General features: G+C 59.1%; 24 protein-coding genes and 2 pseudogenes. 15 read left to right on the forward strand and 11 right to left on the reverse strand.

From position 1 onward, the window contains the following. Positions 1-345: 345 nt before the first annotated feature. The 6 genes and pseudogenes from HMPREF2943_RS12640 to HMPREF2943_RS05315 form a co-directional block, all read left to right on the forward strand. A pseudogene (locus HMPREF2943_RS12640) lies at positions 346-948 on the forward strand (phage antirepressor); the annotation flags it as partial. Positions 949-956: 8 nt separating this feature from the next. Further along, on the forward strand, positions 957-1,112 hold the full coding sequence (locus HMPREF2943_RS12570) for a hypothetical protein (RefSeq protein ID WP_210384666.1): 156 nt from the start codon (positions 957-959) through the stop codon (positions 1,110-1,112). A gap of 122 nt (positions 1,113-1,234) precedes the next feature. Further along, positions 1,235-2,569, forward strand: coding sequence for a DUF445 domain-containing protein (locus HMPREF2943_RS05300; RefSeq protein WP_070711007.1), 1,335 nt, complete (start codon positions 1,235-1,237; stop codon positions 2,567-2,569). A 15-nt stretch (positions 2,570-2,584) separates the two neighbouring features. Continuing rightward, on the forward strand, positions 2,585-3,046 hold the full coding sequence (locus HMPREF2943_RS05305; RefSeq protein ID WP_070711008.1) for a CGLAU_01105 family protein: 462 nt from the start codon (positions 2,585-2,587) through the stop codon (positions 3,044-3,046). Between the two features lie 13 nt (positions 3,047-3,059). Then, positions 3,060-3,350, forward strand: a complete 291-nt coding sequence (locus HMPREF2943_RS05310) for a DUF2516 family protein (protein ID WP_070711009.1) — start codon at positions 3,060-3,062, stop codon at positions 3,348-3,350. Next, positions 3,350-3,805 carry a deoxyribose-phosphate aldolase gene (locus HMPREF2943_RS05315; RefSeq protein ID WP_070711010.1) on the forward strand — a complete coding sequence of 152 codons (456 nt, stop codon included), beginning with the start codon at positions 3,350-3,352 and terminating at the stop codon, positions 3,803-3,805. Before HMPREF2943_RS05310 ends, HMPREF2943_RS05315 begins: the two co-directional genes overlap by 1 nt. On the opposite strand, the gene HMPREF2943_RS05320 is transcribed toward HMPREF2943_RS05315, so the two are convergent. From HMPREF2943_RS05320 to HMPREF2943_RS05330, 3 genes are read right to left on the reverse strand one after another with little or no spacing between them, the layout of a single operon-like run. Beyond that, complete coding sequence (locus HMPREF2943_RS05320) at positions 3,802-4,599, reverse strand: LmeA family phospholipid-binding protein (protein ID WP_070443995.1); 798 nt, start codon at positions 4,597-4,599, stop codon at positions 3,802-3,804. The genes HMPREF2943_RS05315 and HMPREF2943_RS05320 overlap by 4 nt on opposite strands. Before the next feature lie 23 nt (positions 4,600-4,622). After that, positions 4,623-5,432, reverse strand: coding sequence for a class I SAM-dependent methyltransferase (locus tag HMPREF2943_RS05325; protein WP_070711011.1), 810 nt, complete (start codon positions 5,430-5,432; stop codon positions 4,623-4,625). 27 nt (positions 5,433-5,459) lie between these two features. Beyond that, positions 5,460-5,951 carry a DUF2505 domain-containing protein gene (locus HMPREF2943_RS05330; RefSeq protein ID WP_070711012.1) on the reverse strand — a complete coding sequence of 164 codons (492 nt, stop codon included), beginning with the start codon at positions 5,949-5,951 and terminating at the stop codon, positions 5,460-5,462. Positions 5,952-5,975: 24 nt separating this feature from the next. Between HMPREF2943_RS05330 and HMPREF2943_RS05335 the strand changes: the two genes are divergently transcribed. Beyond that, positions 5,976-7,091 (forward strand): UDP-N-acetylmuramate dehydrogenase, encoded by a 1,116-nt coding sequence (locus tag HMPREF2943_RS05335; protein ID WP_070711013.1) that lies wholly within the window; start codon positions 5,976-5,978, stop codon positions 7,089-7,091. Positions 7,092-7,114: 23 nt separating this feature from the next. Here the strand turns inward: HMPREF2943_RS05335 and HMPREF2943_RS05340 are convergent, their stop codons facing one another. Next, the gene (locus HMPREF2943_RS05340; RefSeq protein WP_049154446.1) at positions 7,115-7,591 is read right to left on the reverse strand and encodes an S-ribosylhomocysteine lyase; all 477 of its coding nucleotides are present in this window, start codon (positions 7,589-7,591) and stop codon (positions 7,115-7,117) included. Positions 7,592-7,675: 84 nt separating this feature from the next. On the opposite strand from HMPREF2943_RS05340, the gene HMPREF2943_RS05345 reads away from it, so the two are divergent. Beyond that, positions 7,676-8,830 (forward strand): YihY/virulence factor BrkB family protein, encoded by a 1,155-nt coding sequence (locus tag HMPREF2943_RS05345; protein ID WP_049154448.1) that lies wholly within the window; start codon positions 7,676-7,678, stop codon positions 8,828-8,830. Between the two features lie 97 nt (positions 8,831-8,927). Here the strand turns inward: HMPREF2943_RS05345 and HMPREF2943_RS05350 are convergent, their stop codons facing one another. After that, positions 8,928-9,287 carry a hypothetical protein gene (locus HMPREF2943_RS05350; protein WP_049154449.1) on the reverse strand — a complete coding sequence of 120 codons (360 nt, stop codon included), beginning with the start codon at positions 9,285-9,287 and terminating at the stop codon, positions 8,928-8,930. Between the two features lie 211 nt (positions 9,288-9,498). Further along, complete coding sequence (locus HMPREF2943_RS05355; RefSeq protein ID WP_049154451.1) at positions 9,499-9,702, reverse strand: hypothetical protein; 204 nt, start codon at positions 9,700-9,702, stop codon at positions 9,499-9,501. A 232-nt stretch (positions 9,703-9,934) separates the two neighbouring features. Here HMPREF2943_RS05355 and HMPREF2943_RS05360 point away from each other — a divergent pair, with 232 nt between their 5' ends. Then, complete coding sequence (locus HMPREF2943_RS05360) at positions 9,935-10,831, forward strand: hypothetical protein (RefSeq protein WP_049154454.1); 897 nt, start codon at positions 9,935-9,937, stop codon at positions 10,829-10,831. Between the two features lie 785 nt (positions 10,832-11,616). Here HMPREF2943_RS05360 and HMPREF2943_RS05365 read toward each other — a convergent pair. Both HMPREF2943_RS05365 and HMPREF2943_RS12490 read right to left on the reverse strand, forming a co-directional pair. Continuing rightward, on the reverse strand, positions 11,617-12,210 hold the full coding sequence (locus HMPREF2943_RS05365; protein ID WP_049154456.1) for a recombinase family protein: 594 nt from the start codon (positions 12,208-12,210) through the stop codon (positions 11,617-11,619). After that, a complete protein-coding gene (locus HMPREF2943_RS12490; protein WP_168163687.1) occupies positions 12,210-12,347 on the reverse strand; it encodes a hypothetical protein in 138 nt (45 codons plus the stop codon). Before HMPREF2943_RS12490 ends, HMPREF2943_RS05365 begins: the two co-directional genes overlap by 1 nt. Positions 12,348-12,651: 304 nt before the next feature. Between HMPREF2943_RS12490 and HMPREF2943_RS05370 the strand changes: the two genes are divergently transcribed. From HMPREF2943_RS05370 to HMPREF2943_RS05385, 4 genes are all read left to right on the forward strand, one after another. After that, positions 12,652-13,197, forward strand: coding sequence for a TetR/AcrR family transcriptional regulator (locus HMPREF2943_RS05370; protein ID WP_070711014.1), 546 nt, complete (start codon positions 12,652-12,654; stop codon positions 13,195-13,197). Beyond that, positions 13,194-13,553, forward strand: coding sequence for a DMT family transporter (locus HMPREF2943_RS05375; RefSeq protein ID WP_048733039.1), 360 nt, complete (start codon positions 13,194-13,196; stop codon positions 13,551-13,553). The genes HMPREF2943_RS05370 and HMPREF2943_RS05375 overlap by 4 nt, the downstream gene beginning before the upstream one ends. Further along, a complete protein-coding gene (locus HMPREF2943_RS05380) occupies positions 13,550-13,879 on the forward strand; it encodes a DMT family transporter (protein WP_003849969.1) in 330 nt (109 codons plus the stop codon). The genes HMPREF2943_RS05375 and HMPREF2943_RS05380 overlap by 4 nt, the downstream gene beginning before the upstream one ends. Positions 13,880-13,978: 99 nt before the next feature. After that, a complete protein-coding gene (locus HMPREF2943_RS05385) occupies positions 13,979-14,251 on the forward strand; it encodes an NIPSNAP family protein (RefSeq protein ID WP_232748458.1) in 273 nt (90 codons plus the stop codon). Positions 14,252-14,379: 128 nt separating this feature from the next. On the opposite strand, the gene HMPREF2943_RS12155 is transcribed toward HMPREF2943_RS05385, so the two are convergent. Then, complete coding sequence (locus tag HMPREF2943_RS12155; RefSeq protein WP_080975052.1) at positions 14,380-15,216, reverse strand: pentapeptide repeat-containing protein; 837 nt, start codon at positions 15,214-15,216, stop codon at positions 14,380-14,382. Positions 15,217-15,337: 121 nt separating this feature from the next. After that, positions 15,338-15,541, reverse strand: a pseudogene (locus tag HMPREF2943_RS12645) (RepA protein); the annotation flags it as partial. 307 nt (positions 15,542-15,848) lie between these two features. Here HMPREF2943_RS12645 and HMPREF2943_RS12370 point away from each other — a divergent pair. Beyond that, positions 15,849-16,442: a hypothetical protein gene (locus HMPREF2943_RS12370; protein ID WP_141750587.1), complete on the forward strand. Its 594-nt coding sequence runs from the start codon at positions 15,849-15,851 to the stop codon at positions 16,440-16,442. A gap of 11 nt (positions 16,443-16,453) precedes the next feature. Further along, positions 16,454-16,753 carry a hypothetical protein gene (locus tag HMPREF2943_RS05400; RefSeq protein ID WP_239663605.1) on the forward strand — a complete coding sequence of 100 codons (300 nt, stop codon included), beginning with the start codon at positions 16,454-16,456 and terminating at the stop codon, positions 16,751-16,753. A 39-nt stretch (positions 16,754-16,792) separates the two neighbouring features. On the opposite strand, the gene HMPREF2943_RS05405 is transcribed toward HMPREF2943_RS05400, so the two are convergent. Next, the coding region (locus tag HMPREF2943_RS05405; protein ID WP_168166180.1) for a hypothetical protein at positions 16,793-17,156 on the reverse strand (364 nt) is incomplete at its 5' end.

A 17,156-nucleotide genomic window follows, 5' to 3' on the forward strand; every position in this document is an offset into this window, starting at 1 on the left:
AAATCCACACAAAATGTCCCTTAAGCCCACGCGCACCCCTGTTTGATACGAAAACAAAGACCGGCCCTGGACTCCCACCGAGGCGGGCAGCGGAACCGGTCATGTTGACTACGAGGTTACCTGGTTGATGACGCCGAAGCAAGAGCACGGGCCACGGAGCCATCGGTAGGTTCACACACCAGTGTGCCCTCTGACCCGTCCGGATTTGTCGGGGATCGGGGGCGTATGGGCGAGAGCCTTCCTCACACCGTGTCCGGTTTCGGTGCCTGCCGTGCCTGATAGATGAGAGCCTGGCGCACCCCGCGCCTGCGATTGTCTACCCGGCTCTCAGAAAAGGAGCAGGTCATGGCTACCACGCTACATGCGTTCACCAACCACGAGTTCGGTACGATCCGAACCATCACCTCGGGCGGGCAGGTCCTGTTCTACGGCAAGGACGTGGCCACCGCCCTCGGCTACGCCAACACGAAAGATGCCCTGGCGCGTCACTGCAAGGGGTCGTGAGTCACTACCCTCTTGAAACGGCTGGTGGCATCCAGCAGGTCAGGTTCATCAGCGAAGGCGACCTGTAACCGGCTGATCGTCTCCTCCAAGCGACTTGCCGCCGAACAAGCCCTGTTGAGGGCGGCACCGAAGGTGTCCTATTACGACGTGGTGCTGGCGTCGTCGTCGCTGATCACCACTACCGAGATCGCCAAGGACTACGGCCTGTCGGCGAAGAAGCTCAACCAGATTCTGCGCGAGGAGCAGGTGCAGTTTCACCAGTCCGGGCGCTGGTTCCTCTACGCTAAGTTTGCTGAGCAGGGGTACACCCAATCCAAGACGCACGAGTACGACGAGGGAAAGACCCACACCCACATGTACTGGACGCAGAAAGGCCGCCTGTTCATCTATGGCCTGTCGAAGAACACCCGTGGCCTGCTGCCGGTGATCGAGCGTGAAGGCAAGGACGCCAGATGACCACCACTGTGCTTCTTGATATCAGAATACCGAAGAAGAATGTCGAAGGATACCCCGACCCGACCTGCTACCGGGCGCTGAAAGCGATTCAGGTCCCCGGACGGTTCATCTACGGCACCACCAACGGGCCCTCGGCAGGCTGGCATTCATAAAGCTAGGAGTTGATCTTAGTGTTGCTGGCTATCGAGTGTGTCCGTTACGCACGCTAATGTTGATTGATGGATTCGCTATCCATCACGAAGCCTCGTTTACCCCCACCAAGGAGAACCAACCCATGACGCACCGCGCAGACGCAGGGCTTGAGCCGGCTCGGGAAACGTCGGCGTCGCAGACGTCGTTTGTGCCGCAGCCAGGAAACCAGGAGGCGCGCCGGGCGGACCTGCGCCGCTGGAAGGCGATTGCGCTGTCTTTCCTGATTGCTGCGGCGGTGATCTTTTTGGGGTGCTCGTGGTGGCAGGCGTCGGCAAGCGGGGCTCCCGTCTGGGTGGGCTACGTGCGCGCGGCGGCGGAGGCAGGAATGGTCGGTGGACTGGCGGACTGGTTCGCGGTGACCGCGCTGTTCCGCCGCCCCATGGGGCTACCCATCCCGCACACCGCGCTTATCCCCAACAACAAGGACCGCGTGGGTGATGCGCTCAAGGATTTCGTGGAGGAGAATTTCCTCACCGCGGATGCGCTCAGCGCCAAGGTGCGGGAGGCGGAGATACCGCTGTGGCTGGCGCGTCAGGGCGTGGAGCCTGGGCGGGCGGAGGAGGTCTCCGCGTGGATTGGTGAGCGCGCAGCCAGCGTGGTCGCAGACCTCGACCCGGCGGAGGCAGAGCAGTTCATCCGCACCCAAGTCATGGACCGTCTGGCAGAGCCGGAGTGGGGGCCGCCGCTGGGACGCCTGCTGGAGGGCTATATCGCGGAAGGCAAGGCACGGCCGCTGGAGGATGACCTCATTGACTGGGCACACGGCAAGATCCTCGGCATGGAATCCACGGTGGTCACCGCCATTGATGAGCGCATGCCCGGCTGGGCGCCGCGCTTTGCCCGCGAGATGGTGGGGGAGAAGGTCTATGCAGAGCTCGTGGAATTCGCCGATGAGGTGCGCCGCAACGGCAACCACGAGGCCCGCCTGGCCATTCGCCGCAACCTATCCAAGCTGGCCTCGGACCTGCAGTGGGATGAGGACATGCGCGGGCGCATCGAGGGAATTAAGCAGGAGATGCTGGCCTCGGAGCAGGCACAGAAGGCACCGGCGGCGATGTGGGCGACGGTCTCATCTACGCTCATTGAGCAGCTCACCGACCCAGAGTCCTTCCTGCGTCAGAAGATCACCGCCAAGGTGAAGGAATTGGCGCACCGCTTGCTGGAGGATTCGGAGTTCCTGGCCCAGGCCAACGAGCTGGTGGACAAGGCCGCGCGCTACGCGGTGGAGAAATTTGCACCGGAGATCATCGCGATTATTCCAGAGACCATTAAGCGCTGGGATGCCCAGGAGGCTTCCGAGAATATCGAGCTCATGGTGGGCAAGGACCTGCAGTTCATTCGCCTTAACGGCACGGTCGTGGGTGCACTGGCTGGGTTGGTTATCTACACTGTTAATCATCTGCTTTTTGGCGTCTAACAAGGAGTGACGACCATGTCCGTATTTGACTCAATCAAGAATGCCGGTTCCTCTGCTTTTGATGTGGCCAAGGATTTTGGTGGCCGTTTCAAGGAGGAGCGCCAGAACCAAGCCCAGAGCGCGCAGGCGGATCGCATTGCCCGCGCCGCCGATGAGGCGGGCATGGGTGATGGCACTGCGAAGGAGGAGTCCTTCTTCGACCGCGTGACCTCCACGGCGAAGAACCTGGGGGAGTCCGTGTCCTCCGCAGCGCGTGAGACCCGCAACTCGGAGTCCTTCGAGAAGGCCCGTGAGGATTTCAACACTGCTTTCACCGAGACCCGTGAGGGGGTGCAGGGCGCTATCAACAATGCCAAGGAGCAGCGCGCGGAGGGCAAGCATGCCCAGCAGCCGCAGGAGCCGCAAAGCCCGCGCAACCCTTATGCCCCGAAGCCGAATGACGATGTCATTGACGGCGAAGTAGTTGACGAGAACTAGTTAGTCTTTCTTGATGCACACTTTTCTTAACACCATTGCGTCGATACCGCAGTACATTTTCATGGCGGTATCCCTCTTCGCCCTCTTTGGTGCCGTCCTGGCAGCGATGACGCGGGAGGACGCCTTCCGCGCCGGTGACCGCCAGAACAAGTGGGTATGGGTCGGGCTGCTCGTCGGTTCCGCCCTGGTGATGAACCTGCCGCTGCCTTTTGTTAGCTGGATTGGCGCCATCATCACAGGTATCTACTGGTTCGATGTGCGCCCGCAGCTCAAGGCCATCATCAACGGCGATTATTCCTACTAATGCTGAACCTGCTTGAGGCCTCCCTGGAGGAGGTGCGAACTCAGTCCGCGGGGCAGCAGCGAGTGCTTGTTTCCCCGCACCATGTGATTGCCGCCGAGGGCGCCGAGCACGTCATTGCAGTTGCCGGCTATCCCACCGGGCGCCACCACTCTTTGGTGAAGGCGGCAGAAGCGCGGCTGGCCGTGCAATCAGGTGCGGCCGAGGTGTGGGTTGCGGTGGATGCGCTGCTAGGGGATGCCACCTCGCTCCTCTCCGAGCTCGTCACCCTCCGCGAGGCCTGCCCGCTGCCCGTGCGCTTGGGTCTCATTCTTCCTGAGCATCCAGCTCTGCCGGTGGCGGAGTATCTGCGTGCTGCCGAACAGGCAGGTTATCAGTGCCTCATTGAAACGGGCTCCGTCGTTTCAGACGACGAAGCCCTGGATACGCAACTCTCCGTGGAGAGTCTTAGGTCTTAATTAGCCGGTGCCTGCTGTGCTGGTGCGGTAGCGGAATCGAGCTCGCTCATCGGAACGTCGTGGCCAATGAGGGTGAGCGTGAGTTCGCCAGCCCCAACATCCACGGATTCGAAGGTCAGCTGCTGGCCCGCGAGCTGTTCCTCCATGCCTTCGGCCAAGGCATTCGAAATCGCGGAGGTGGCCTGCTCGGGCAGGTCGAAGCCGAAGAGCGATGCTTCCTTCGCATCGATGGCGAGCTTGCCGTCGCGAGCTTCCGGCTTGAGCGAGAGCGTGGCCAGGCCACCGGCAAATTCCACTTCGAGGTCATCCTCGGCATCGTTGGCGGTAATCGCGGTCACCACGAGGTTGCCCAGCGCGTCATAGCCGGACTGCTCAGCAATAGCCTTTTGGAAGCTGGCCAGTAGGAATTGATCCGGGACCGTCGTCGAAGCCCGCAGCGTGCCCGCGACCGGCTCCTGGGACAGCGTCATGTCTTCGACGTGAATATCAGCGGCCGGTTGGCCGATGATGTTAGTGCCCTCAATCTGTAGCGTGGACGGGGTCTTCATATCCATCTGCGGAATCTTGCCGTTGAGCATGCCAAAGACCATGGGGCTGGCACCAAAGCTCACCTCCGGTTCCTCGGAGGTCTCCACGCCTTGCTCCTTGGCGGACTGGGTGAATTCGCTCTTCATCTGTGAGCCCAAGAACCAGCGTATACCGAGCTCAGCTACCAAGATGATGAGCAGGAGTGCAACGAGCACGCCGATGAAAATTTTCCAGGCCGTTGAGGCGGGAGATTTAGAAGAAGCCATGACTACTAGTGTGGCGCACGGGCTTAAAGTTGGCCAACTACGAGTTCCCAATCCACTGTGAGCACGTTATCCCGCAGGCGGCGGTTCACCGGATGGATGGGCACTGTCTGTCGGAGTTCTTTACGCGCCATGCGCCAGCGCACCCGCGGTCCATAAGGAGACCAGCCGGCGGCGCGGTCCCAGGCGGCATCGGCCGCTTGCAAGAGCTCATGGATTGGCTCACCCGGCACGTTGCGGTGGATGAGGATTTTGGGCAAGCGCTCCGCGATATCGCTGGGACGCTGAACGTCGAAGGGATCCCAGGCGAGGGTTAGGGTGCGCGGGCCGGAGGCATCGAGAAGCACCCAGGCTGCCCTGCGCCCCAGCTCGTCGCAGGTTCCCTCCACGAAGAAGCCGCCTGGAGCAAGACGCGAGGTCACCGTGTTCCAGGCCTTCTCCACTTGGTCGACGTCATACTGGCGCAGCACGTTGAAGGCGCGCACCAGGTGCGGGCGGTAGCCAGCGAGCTCAAACCCGCCGAGCTCAAAGGTCACGCCATCGCGCGGCGGCAGGACGCGCTCGGGGGAAATCTCCAGGCCCGTTACCCGAGTACTCGGGTTAACACCGCGCAGCCAGCCGGCCCACTCCACCGTGGTGGTGTGGGAGGCGCCGTAGCCGACGTCGAGAGCCAGCGGATCATCCGTGGAGCGCAGTAGCGAAGAGATCTCCGGGTGCGCCACCATCCAGCGATCGCAGCGGCGCAGGCGGTTGGGATTGGTGGTGCCGCGGGTAATAACGCCAAAAGGCCGACCAGCGCTTTCCTGAGCCTTCAGGTTATGCGCGTGATCGGCCATGGCAACAACTGTGGTGTAGGGAGTTGTTTAGAGGTTGTTGGAGATCCACTCTTCGGTGAGCTTGCCCTCGTTGGTGTAGAGCTCCTGCAGAGCCTCAGCGACCTTCGGCTCGATGGCAGCGCCCATCATCGGGATGTTGACGGAAACCTCGGTGACGTAATCCAGAACGGTGGTCTCATCCTGGGCCTTGTAGGTGATGTCACCCTTGAAGTCGACCGGGGTGCCCTTGACGTCAGCGAGGAAGGAGACGGACATCTGATCATCGACAACCTCGCCGATGGTCACGGTGCGCTTTTCCTTCAGGTCCTGGGAGACCATGGCGCGAACAGCCTCCGGTAGGAGGGAGGTCGGAAGAATTTCGTAGAGCACAGCGGTGTTGCCGGTGAACTCGTGCACGGTACCCGGTTCCGGGGACAGCTTGGCCACGATGAAGTCCCAGTACTCCTGAGTGGTCAGTGCCTTGTGCACCTTATCGATGGGCTGGTTGATGATAACGGTGTTTTCGCTACGGGTTGACATGAGTTACAGACTACCTTGGTAGACGTGCTAGATAAATTCCTGACCCTCGCTGACATTGACGGAGTCACGCTGGATTCCGAGACCACCTTCGCCGATCTCACGACGTTGCGCATCGGCGGTGCCCCGCTGGTGACGGTGCGCTGCGACAGTGCTGAGGCTGCCATTGCTGCGTTGGCAGCGCTTGACGACGCCTCCCAGGACTACCTCGTCGTCGGCGGCGGCTCCAACCTTGTGGTGGCGGAAGGTCAGCTCGATGTCGTGGTGGTCAGCCTCGATTTCGAGGACATCGACGTCACCGTGGCCAACGGACTCGTGCGCGCTGATGCGGGCGCGGTGTGGGATGACGTGGTGGCCCTGACCGTGGACTGCGGCCTGGGCGGCATCGAGTGTCTTTCCGGCATCCCGGGCAATGCGGGTGCCGTGCCGGTGCAGAATGTCGGCGCTTATGGCGCAGAGACCTCCGATGTCCTCACGCAGGTTTACCTCTACGAGCGCGCCACCCGGACCGCACAGTGGGTACCGGCGGAAGAATTAGAGCTGGCCTACCGTTACTCCAACCTGAAGTTCACCGGGCGCGGCGTGGTGCTGGCTATTGAGCTCCAGCTGACCACCGACGGCCTGTCCAAGCCCTTGCGCTTTGGCCAGCTCACTCAGAACCCCGGTGAGCGCCGCCCGGTCACGGAAGTCCGCGAGGAAGTACTGAAGCTGCGCCGTGGCAAGGGCATGGTGCTCGACCCAGAAGACCACGACACCTGGTCTGCCGGCTCCTTCTTTACCAACCCCATCGTCGAGCCCGAGCTTGCCGATTCCATCCAAGCCACCGTCCGCGCCGCCCGCGGCGACGAGGATGCCGACCGCATGCCCCGACATGCGGTGCTATCCACCGTATCTGGAGAAGATAAGGAAAAACTTTCCGCCGCGTGGCTCATCGAGCGCGCCGGCTTTGCCAAGGGCTACCCAGGTGAAGAGTCGGGTGCGAAGGCAACGCTGTCCACCAAGCACACCCTGGCGCTGACCAACCGCGGTGAGGCCACTGCGGACGATATCGTTGCGTTGGCCCGCGATATCCGCGCCGGGGTGCAGAAGGCCTTCGGCGTGACTCTGGAGCCGGAGCCCATCTGGCTAGGGGTGAGCATTTAAGAAGAAGTGGAGTGGCTGAGCAGCTAGGCCATGACGTTAAGCCACTCATCCTTGGCTGCGAGGAAGTTGCGTGCGGCCTCCTGCGCGCCCTCAAGTGAGTGGTGGGCGCCCCAGCCGCACTGCACCTCGTTGGCGGCGGGAACCTCGGTGGCATTGAGGATGTCATTGAGCGCGCCCTCGACAGCGCGGAGCAGCTCATCCTGCTCCATGCCGTTGGTGATGGCGTAGAAGCCGGTGCGGCAACCCATTGGGGCAAAGCCGATGAGCTTGTCGGTGTAGTTACGCATGAAGTTGGCCATCATGTGCTCGACCGAGTGCAGTGCCTCGGTACCGAGGTGCTCTTTGTTGGGCTGGCAGAAGCGCAGGTCATACTTGATAATCTCGACCCCGCCTCCCAGGTCGGTGCGGTCGGCGACGCGGATATAGGGGGCGTCGACAAGCCGGTGATCGAGTTCGAAGGACTTTACGTTGATTTTGTTCTCGGTATTCTTCTCAGTCATGCCTCCCCAGTGTAACCACGGCTTAGCCTGTGGCCTGAGTGTCCTTCCCCTGAATGCGGGCTGTGCCGCATACGCTGGTCAGATATGAGCGAAGAGGAGACCCGAGGCAACGCTACGTCGGCCGAGGAGCCAGAGACAATCGTGCCGTTTAAGGGCCCGACCATCCTTGAGGTCCAGGGCCACGATGAAGAACACAATCCCCTCGCCAAAGGTAATCGCCTGCGCAAGGAAAGCTGGGGGTTGATCATCCGGCGCACGTGGAATGACTTCTTCCACGATGCCTTCATGGACCGCGCCGCCGGGATGACATACTTCACGCTCATGGCTTTTGCGCCAACAGTGCTGGCCGCCTACTCCATTGCCACGCTCATCTTTTCCTCCCGCCAAGCGGAAGTGGAGCAGCTGACTTCTGAGTTCATTGAGCAGTACGTCCCAGGTTCGCTTTCTGAGCAGGCCCATACAGTAGTCGGCACGATTATCGGCTCCAGCGCGCAGGGCACGTTGGCACTGGTCATCTCCCTGGCCATTTCGTTGTTTTCTGCGTCGGCGTATGTGCGGGCCTTCTCGCGCACGGCTAATACCGTGTACGGCCGGGTGGAGGGCCGGGGCATCATCCGCACGTGGGCGCTGATGTGGGGGTTGACAGCAGTCATTGTGGTGGGCGCGGTCATCGTGCTCTTTGCCAACTTGCTGCGTGATGCAGTTCTTAATGAGGGGCTGATTCCGCTTGCACGCAACGTAGGACTAGAAGATGCCGCCACGTACCTGGTGCGAATCTTCCTCCCAGTGTGGAACTGGCTGCGCTTCCCAGTCACCGTGGTTGTGGTGCTCACGCTCATCGCGGTGCTGTATCACTTCAGCCCCAACGTGCGGCCCGGGCGCTTTAGGTGGATTACCTCCGGTTCCGTGGTGGCGCTCGTGGGCACGGTTGTGTCCTGGGGATTGGTAGGCCTTTACCTGAAGTATCTTGCCGCGGCCAGCGCCTATGGTGCATTGAGTACCGTCATGGCGGTCTTCGTGGCCACGTGGCTGATGAACACGGTGCTCATCGTCGGCATCAAGATTGATGCCGAGGTGCTGCGCGCTAAGGAGCTGCAGCTGGGAATGCACTCCGAGCGCTTCATCCAAGCCCCGCCGCGTGCCGATAGCTCCTCCCAAGCCCAGGCCCGCGCCCAGGAGAGCTTGGAGCAGAGAGCGCGTGAGATTTCAGATAATGCGCGGCGGGAACAGCCTGAATAGTGAGAGCGCTACTTCAATAGTTAGGGGCCGGGCCCCGCCTATGCGTGATCGAAATGTTCCGTCGAGGAGCTCGTCAACGTGTTATCCCACGAGGACCCTACTCAAACAGCACAAACAAGCCGAAGGTAAGTGCGATCTGAATGATGAAGCCGAGGACCGCCCCGACCGCCGCGGTGCAGAGCGCGACGATGGGCCAGAAGTTCCTCTGGTCTTTCATGAACAAACCCGTAAAGCCCAAGATGATGGCGGAGACCATGACAAGTCCGTCGATGAGGAACGTGAAGGGTAGGCAGGTGAACACGAATCCGAGCAGCGCCAAGCTGAAGGCGATGATCCCCAGAACATCGGATTGTGGCTGCTGCGGTTGAGGCGGTTGCTGCGGAACACCGTACTGGTGCGGCCACTGTGGACCGGGGCTTGGGGGTGGAGCGTGCGGCGGATACGGAGGTTGGGTCATGAGTAGCTTCTTTCAAGAGAGCGTCCGATGAGTCCCGATAATAATCGCCGCATGGCTACTGGACCTGGGGAAAGCAGCTAGCCGGGGAACGCTCCTAGACGCCAAAACCTTGCCCCCGCGTTGCCGCGTGGATCGGCGCTAAGTTTGGCAGATAGGGCACCTGTGAAGTCGAGGGAGTGCGTACCTTCCACGTTGCGTGCCCGGCACGCTGTCACTGCGTAGATTCTTCAGTTACCCGGCGGTGGCCCGCAGCCTTGTCTTGCCCGCGCTTATTAATCAGTGCCGAGATAAGGAACCCAAACCCCATAACCGTTGTGGCCCTGGTTGACCACTCGTAATCAGCGAAGAGCCAGCCGGCAAGGGAAACGACGCTGAGCACGCCGACTGCTGTGATGAGGAACTTCTCAATATCCATGTTTCACCCCTGGTTCGTGGAAGTCTCGCAATTAGGTAAACGGTGCCTTATGGGAAAACTATCACGAAGTGATATATGCGCAGGCAGAAAGAAGCCGAGGAGGCCCGCTTCTGAGCGGACGTCCTAGGCTTGCTGCTAGGGCTTGTTGTTAGGGGGGTGAGCAGTAAAGAAAAGCGCAATGCCGGGGTACTATAAACTTCTTCCATCCCCTGTTCTCTCAAGGAGATTTCGCATGAAAAAGCGAGCACTCGTCGCTGCTCTATGCTGCCTCTCTACCGCCTCGGCAACAGCTGTTGCTGCCCCGGTCGCTACGGCTCAGACCGCCACCGCGAAGAAGACCATGGCTGACCAATTCCAGCCCGCCTTTCCCGAGTGGAGCAGAATGGACAAACTCACAGAAAGAATTTCCGTTAAAGGGGTACCCTACGGGACGAAATTGACTGCCCTTAATCCGGGCGTGTCTGGCGGGGGTAATGAGGAAGGTGAGCTCTCCGTCATAGTGTTTGAGAACGGGGAAGTCTGGCTCTGGCTATTCTCGGAATCTGATCGCTACGGAAAGACAGTGTCAACAACTGTTGATCTCGCTGTCGAATACCCTGATGGATCGACTGAGGTAGTAACGCATACTTTCACTGTTCATCCTGCGGAAAAGCTCCAGCACAATCCGACTATTGACAAAGGTGTTATTGAAGTCGGCATGACTACTACCGTAAAAGTTTTGGATATTCCTTCCACAGCTTCGGTGACCCTCTTGAAAGTGCCGCAAGATTGGAATGTAAAGCAGGAAGGAAATACGTTTACCGTTATTCCTCCGGTCGAGGGAAACGGGGAGTTTGTCTACAAGGTAGCTTTCTCAGACGGAACCTCTAAGGTCATCACCAATAGTGTCCAGGCTAGGAAGGTTGTGCCCAAACCAACCACTCCGAAGGAAACGGGAAATCCCCAACTACCTGGGGTAGATACCGGAACGGATGCAGCTGACGATAAGCAGTCTACCCCTGCTTTTAGTGGTGGTTCTTCCACCGCTGGGATTATTGCCGGTGTTATCGGCGTAGTACTCACTATTGCACTGTCCATTGGTGGCGCTGCCTTCGCGGGTCTTATCCCTGGCCTCAAACTCCCCTTCTAAAAAGAACAAATAAGGGCGCCCCACAGGTGGGAGCGCCCTTTCTCTTTATTCGGTGAACGTCGCCCAGACGGAGAAAGTGCAGGTAAAACCACACGCTAGCGAGACCTCACGAGCGCACAAAAGGCGATACACGGCTACACAGCTTTCCGATTGCAGTAGGAAATGGGTCTACGGGCTTAGTGTGGGAGTATTGCGAAACCTCCGCGCGCGCATTAGCCTAAAATACGACAGCACGGTTCGTCCCTGAATTGTGGCTGCACAATAAAAAGGGCCCCAACCGAGTACCAGTCGGTTGAGACCCTCGGGCCTTAAAGACCCACGTGAAGCATAACTGCAATGAGCTTCACTGTTACGGTCGCAAGTGTTATGACCTTGATTGCCACATCGAGCCGGATAAGCTTCGTGGCGTCAAGGTCTTTTCTTTTGCGACCGGGTGTATCCAATGAGTGCTTACCCATTGTCTACCTCCCTTTTGCGTCGTAGGGTTGTCCGCTCGCCTGAAAAGGGCGCGCGGGACAGCCCACGTCACGCGCGGGCCTTACCGCGCACCGACGAGGAAGTCACACCCACACCCCACCGTAAGTAGCGGGGCGTGATTGTGAACCGGAAATAACGTTAGCAGTTATCCCTAACGAGACCTGGGGGCGTGCCTTCGACACCCTTGTAAAAGCCGCCCACGAGGGGAAACGTGCGTAAGGCTACCTGTAGGCGTGCCTGGAACAGTCAATGTCCTGCCATGTGGCAAGCACCGTGGGGCGTATATTCACCCGCCCCCATCGCCGCATCTATGCGTTCTTCAACGCCCGGTACACCGTAGGGCGGGTGACTCCGAATTCCCGCGCTAGTGCTGCTTTCGACTCCCCTGCCGAAACGCGCCGCTTAATCTCCGCTACCTGGCCCGGGCTAAGAGCGGGTTTGCGCCCTTTGTATTTGCCGGCCTTTTTCGCCAGTGCAATCCCCTCCGCCTGGCGCTCACGAATAATGGCCCGCTCAAACTCCGCAAAGCTGCCGAGGATGCCGAGCATTAGATCCGCACGCGGGTCCGTGGTGTCTTTCGCAAACGTGAGGTGCTCGTGCAGGAAAGTAACAGTCACACCCTTTCCGGTGAGCTCATCAACGATACCGCGAAGGTCCGTAAGTGATCGGGCGAGGCGATCAATCGACGAGACGACGAGCTCGTCACCGTCACGCACATAGGTCATACACTCCCCAAGCCCAGGACGCTCAGTCTTCGTGCGGCCAGAAATCTTATCTTCAAAGAATCGGTCGATCCTGCCGGAAGCATTGAGTAGTTCTTTCTGGCGCTGACTATTCTGCTCCACCGTGGAAACGCGGATATAGCCCACCCGCTGCCCGCGTGAGCCGGGGTCATTGGCCATTAGTCTTCGCCCCGCAGGGGGTCAAAGGCAGCATTCTCCTGGGCGATGATCGCATCACGATACGACTCGATTGCATCCGAGAGGGCATAAAGCTGAATACCGTCGAGAGCGTCAGCGTCAGCAAGTAAGGATTGCACAATCCTGCCCAACGCCTGCTGCCCCGACGACAATCCACCATGCAGTTTTTCACCCGCGCTAACGCGGGCACTGCGTCAATATGGCTTTCAATATGGAAACCATCCGGCGACAACACCACACTCACCACCTTCTGTAAATCTAAGGCCTAGGTCCTGCTGTACATGTGTAAAACAATGTCTGAATCTACCCTATTTTACATGCAACTTGCGGGCATGGATGCTAGTAAAATTAGGGTGTACCCCAGGTGCCCCTACCAGCGCCCGCAGTTGAAGGCTTCACCTACCAAATGGTAAAGTTAGCTATATGCGAACCAGTCAGCGCTCCGAGATCCTGGAAGCTGCCCTCCGCGTCATGAACGCAGCGGAGGGTGGCGACATTACCCTTGACGCAGTGGCCCACGAGGCCGGGCTCACCAAACCGGGATTGCTATATCACTTCCGCAACCGCGACGTACTGCTCGCCGCGATCGTCGACCACGCTGCGGCCAACGTCGAGAACGACATGACTGCCACCCTTGGCAAGCCCCTCGAGAACGCCAACGCCACCGAGCGGCTCCTGAGCTACCTTCACGTCGCCGCCCACGGGGTCGCCAAGCGCGCCGAGTTCATCATCTGGGGCCAAGCGACGTACCGGCCCGAACTCACCGAACCGTGGACTACGCGGATGGGCCGCTGGCTCGAACTCCCGGACGATCTCGACGCCGCCACCCGAGCCAGGCTGACCACCGCCCGACTCGCCGCCGACGGACTCTGGGGCGCCCAGGCCACAGGTGTGTCCACCCTCCACGGCGCGGATCTCGAAGCCGTCGTCTCCAGCATTCGCTCCCTGATCGAAGGAACAACCCCATGAAGCAGTGGTTCCTGCTCGCTGGCGCCATCACTACCGAAGTGGCGGCGACGCTGTCTCTCAAGGCGGCGCTCAATCACCCATCCTGGTACATCGTGGTTGCTGCCGGATACATCGGCACTTTCGTCTTCCTCACCTTCTGCCTGCGCGAAGGAATGCAGATCGGCGTCGCCTATGGCATCTGGGGAGCCAGCGGGGTCGTGCTCGCCGCCGTGCTATCCGCCGCGATTTTCGGTGAACCTCTGACCGCTGTGATGGGTCTTGGAATGGTTGCGATCATCAGCGGTGTCCTCACCGTCGAACTCGGCTCCCAGAAAGCTCAGCAAACCGCAGCCCAGGAAGCAGGAGTCAACTCATGAGATGGATCTTCCTCGCAGGCGCCATCTTGTCCGAAGTCGTCGCGACCATGTCGCTACGAGCCTCCGACGGTGGCCGGGTGAAGAAATGGTTCATCGGCGTCATCGCGGGGTATCTCGTGGCGTTCGTCGCCTTAAGTCTCGCCTTGGCCGACGGCATGGCCCTTGGCGTCGCCTACGGCATCTGGGCAGCATCCGGCGTAGCTCTCACCGCGATCCTCGCCCGGGTCATCTTCCACGAACCCCTCACCCGAACCATGGCCCTCGGCATCCTCCTCATCGCCGTCGGAGTTCTCACCGTTGAACTCGGCGCCAACTTGGCGAACTGACGCATTTCCGCAGGTAAACCAGGCAGATTGGTGTGCTGCACCACGAGGCGCACAGACAAAGGCTCCCCAATGAGCGCCTGTGGGCCTAGCGTTGTGGATGTGATCACCTGTGTCGTCCACTACACCATCGACCCCGACCAGATCGCAGCCTTTGAACAGTTCGCCCGCGCTTGGATGCGGCATGTCGACGAACACGGCGGCACCCACCACGGGTACTACCTACCCGCGGAAGGTGTGAGTGACCGTGCGGAATCCCTGTTCAGCTTCCCCAGCCTGGCTGCCTACGAGCAGTACCGCACCTTGTTCGGCACCCACCCGGACTTCATCGCCGCTGACCGGATTCGAGACGAGTCCGGGTGCGTCCTGCGGTAAGAGCGCACCTTCATGCGGCCGCTCCTACCCCAGGGACACTGAAAGGGACTCCGGCAGCACGCTCGGCACAACCCACAACGCCGCAGGTCAGCGCGTACAGATGGGTGTACCCAATTTGGGCGTGAGCGTTATGGCTCTTCGTCTTCTTCCTTAGTGAAAGTCGCACCTAATTCTTGTAACCGTTCTTTCTGTTGCTGTGTTAGCCCTAGGTTGTCCTCTGGGAGAGTGGTCTCGCACAAAGTTGCAGTTTCAAGAATCGAAAGGTCTGTAGGAGTTCCCGATAGGTTCGCTCCGCTCAGATCTGCACCGCTCAAATCGGCATTCTCTAGTCGCGCTAACTGAAGCTGCGAGTGTTTTAGATTTGCGTTTCTTAGATTCGCGCCGCTTAGATTTGCGCCTATCAAATATGTGTTGCTTAAGTCTGCTCCTTCGAGGTTTGCTTCACTAAAGTTTGCGCAGTTAAGCCAAAGCCCGCTCAAGTTCTGCCCCTTTAGGTCAAAGTCTTTAAAAGGCAGTTCTGGAGTGAAATGGTCTTTATCGTCTGCGGAGGAATTCGTAGTTGTTGACTCGGGGGTGAGTATGAACTCGCCAGTTCTTAGACACTGGGGTGATAAATCAATTGGCGTCGTAACTTGAGATCGCTCGCGAACGTATCGCAGATTTTCGAGCCGCTCTGCCGTATTTGCTTGATTATTAGCGAGACAAAGCTGCGCCCCCGCAAACAGGGCGGTCACGAAGAGCGACACCCCAACATTGCGGAGCCATTGACTTTTAAGGATCGGTCCCCGAAAGCCGCTAAGACGTTTGAGGCGAGCAAACCAAGCGCCACTTGTACTCTGAGCGACCTCTTTTTCCTGTTCGGAATGATTCTCTATAGGGGATTTCCTATCTAGTGCATTGTGTTCTTTCGGGGAAGTGTCTTCTGGTGCGTTTTCTTCGTTAGGTGTATTTTTGTCGGACCCCATTCATAAAGAATATGTCTAATGTTGGGGTCTAGGCGCGCGTTGTCGTTGGTTGAAGGCAAAAAGGGGTGAAGAAACGGTGGCTGGCATTGTTCATGAGGCCTGAAGTGTCCCGAGTTTTGTTCCTAGGCATGGTTTGGCGGTCGCACATGGGTGGCATCTCGTTGTCGCGTCCTGCGCCGCCGTGGGTGTGTGCGATGTTGTAGGCGTGTTCGTAGGCATCGATAATTGCGGCATCGGTGAGGCGTTGGCCTTGTTGACGCAGTCGGTGTCCGGTTTTAAGCGCGTGCCTAAAGGCTGTTTCGTCGCGTGCTGCAGTTCCTGGGGTGCCTCATGCTTTCATTTTTGGAGAGGGCCGGGTCTGGAACGTGCTTAGTTTTCCGTGTATGGATTTCTCCAACGTTCGCAATACTTATCAAGCGCCTCTCTGTTGCGCTTCTCCCGCCTTGCCTCTTCCTGCTCGCGACGCTCCCGTTCTTTCCGGCGCGTGTGCAAGATATAGGTGAGTACGACAGCGGCCAAAATGAAAATTAATATTAAAATCGTCATGCCCATACAACGTTCCGTACGTGCATAAAGTTTCGCCCACACTTACTGGCTAGAGACAACAATCGTTTGACGTAGCCTTGGGGTCTGTGAGCCAAAGTAAAAATAGTCCCCTACGGGAAGACGGAAATAAGACAGTTCCCGGTGGACAAGAACAGTCTTCGCGAGCAGGTAGTTGGTGGGCCCTTGCGTTCATAATTCTGTGCACCATCACCACCATGCTCGACAGGCGAAAACCACCCCTCTTTGTGGACTCGACAGAAATACAAGGCAACCAGACCAAAAGGGAGCAGGTTGAACCAACTACTTCTGACGACAGGCAAAGACGAAATAAATGGAATCCACAGACTTTGGGAAACTTTTCTCTGGTGCTGATCCAAGGGTCACTATTCTCCATGTTTCAAATAGTTGCTAGCGGCGCGAGTTTGGAAGTGTGGACCATGTGCCTTTGTTTTCCGATAATGCTACTGGGCTTTATCATTTTCTTCTTGGCCAGGAGGGGAAGCGCAACTTGGGGCGTTTTAACGGGCGTAGCTCTACTACTTTTAACCGTAGGCGGAATTATTTCGAGCGTGGGAGGAGCACCAAACGCAGTGATTATTTTCTTCCAGATTTCTATCTTGGTAGTTGCATGGCGGGCCTCAGAAAGCCTCAAAGGGCCAAGCCAGAAGTGGCTTGAGTAAGTAGGGATAGAATGACTGACATCGTTCGTGAATCCCAGGGCGCGCACCTGTGCGCCTTGTTTATCAAAGCCCACGGGGATACTGGAGACTACGAGTACGCGCTAGACGCTGCCAACAGCGCCGCCAAACACCTACAGGTAATGCAGGCAGAACTGCCTACCACTTCCCCACTGGCCCGCGACACCGGAAGGCTCTCAACGCTTGTGCGCGCCGCACAGCGAAACCTGTCTCAACAGCGGCCCGCAGATAATTCAGTCGATCTTCTCGATCTAGCCACCAGCTTCAAAGAGCGGTTGGAGGCCGCACAATAAAGGAAACTCCCCAGGCCGCACTTACAAGGGGCTAGTGCCTTAGGCGGAGGGGTAGGTGCCGTCCTCGGTGAGGCGCGCGGAGTCGTCGAGAAGCATGGCAATCTCGGCGGCCTTGGCATCCTGGGCCGGGAGGCGGCGACCTTCGATGACCTCGAAGAGCGGAGCTCGGCCCAGCATGCCGGCCTCGAAGTGGGCGCGGCCAGCACGCAGGCGCTGCTCGGCGCGCTCACGCCACTGGGTGGCGGCGTCCGACCCGCGCTGCTGGGACACGGTCTGCTCGAACACACCGGGGTGGGCGTAGACGATGAGCGCGCTGACGTGGCCGAAGCCGAGCGAGGTCAGTGCCGCGGCCTTCACGCTGTGGCCCGCCGCAGCGAGGTCCAGCGGGGAGCGCAGCCACACC

The sequence above is a fragment of the Corynebacterium sp. HMSC072D12 genome, assembly GCF_001813925.1.
Taxonomy (GTDB): Bacteria; Actinomycetota; Actinomycetes; order Mycobacteriales; family Mycobacteriaceae; genus Corynebacterium; species Corynebacterium aurimucosum.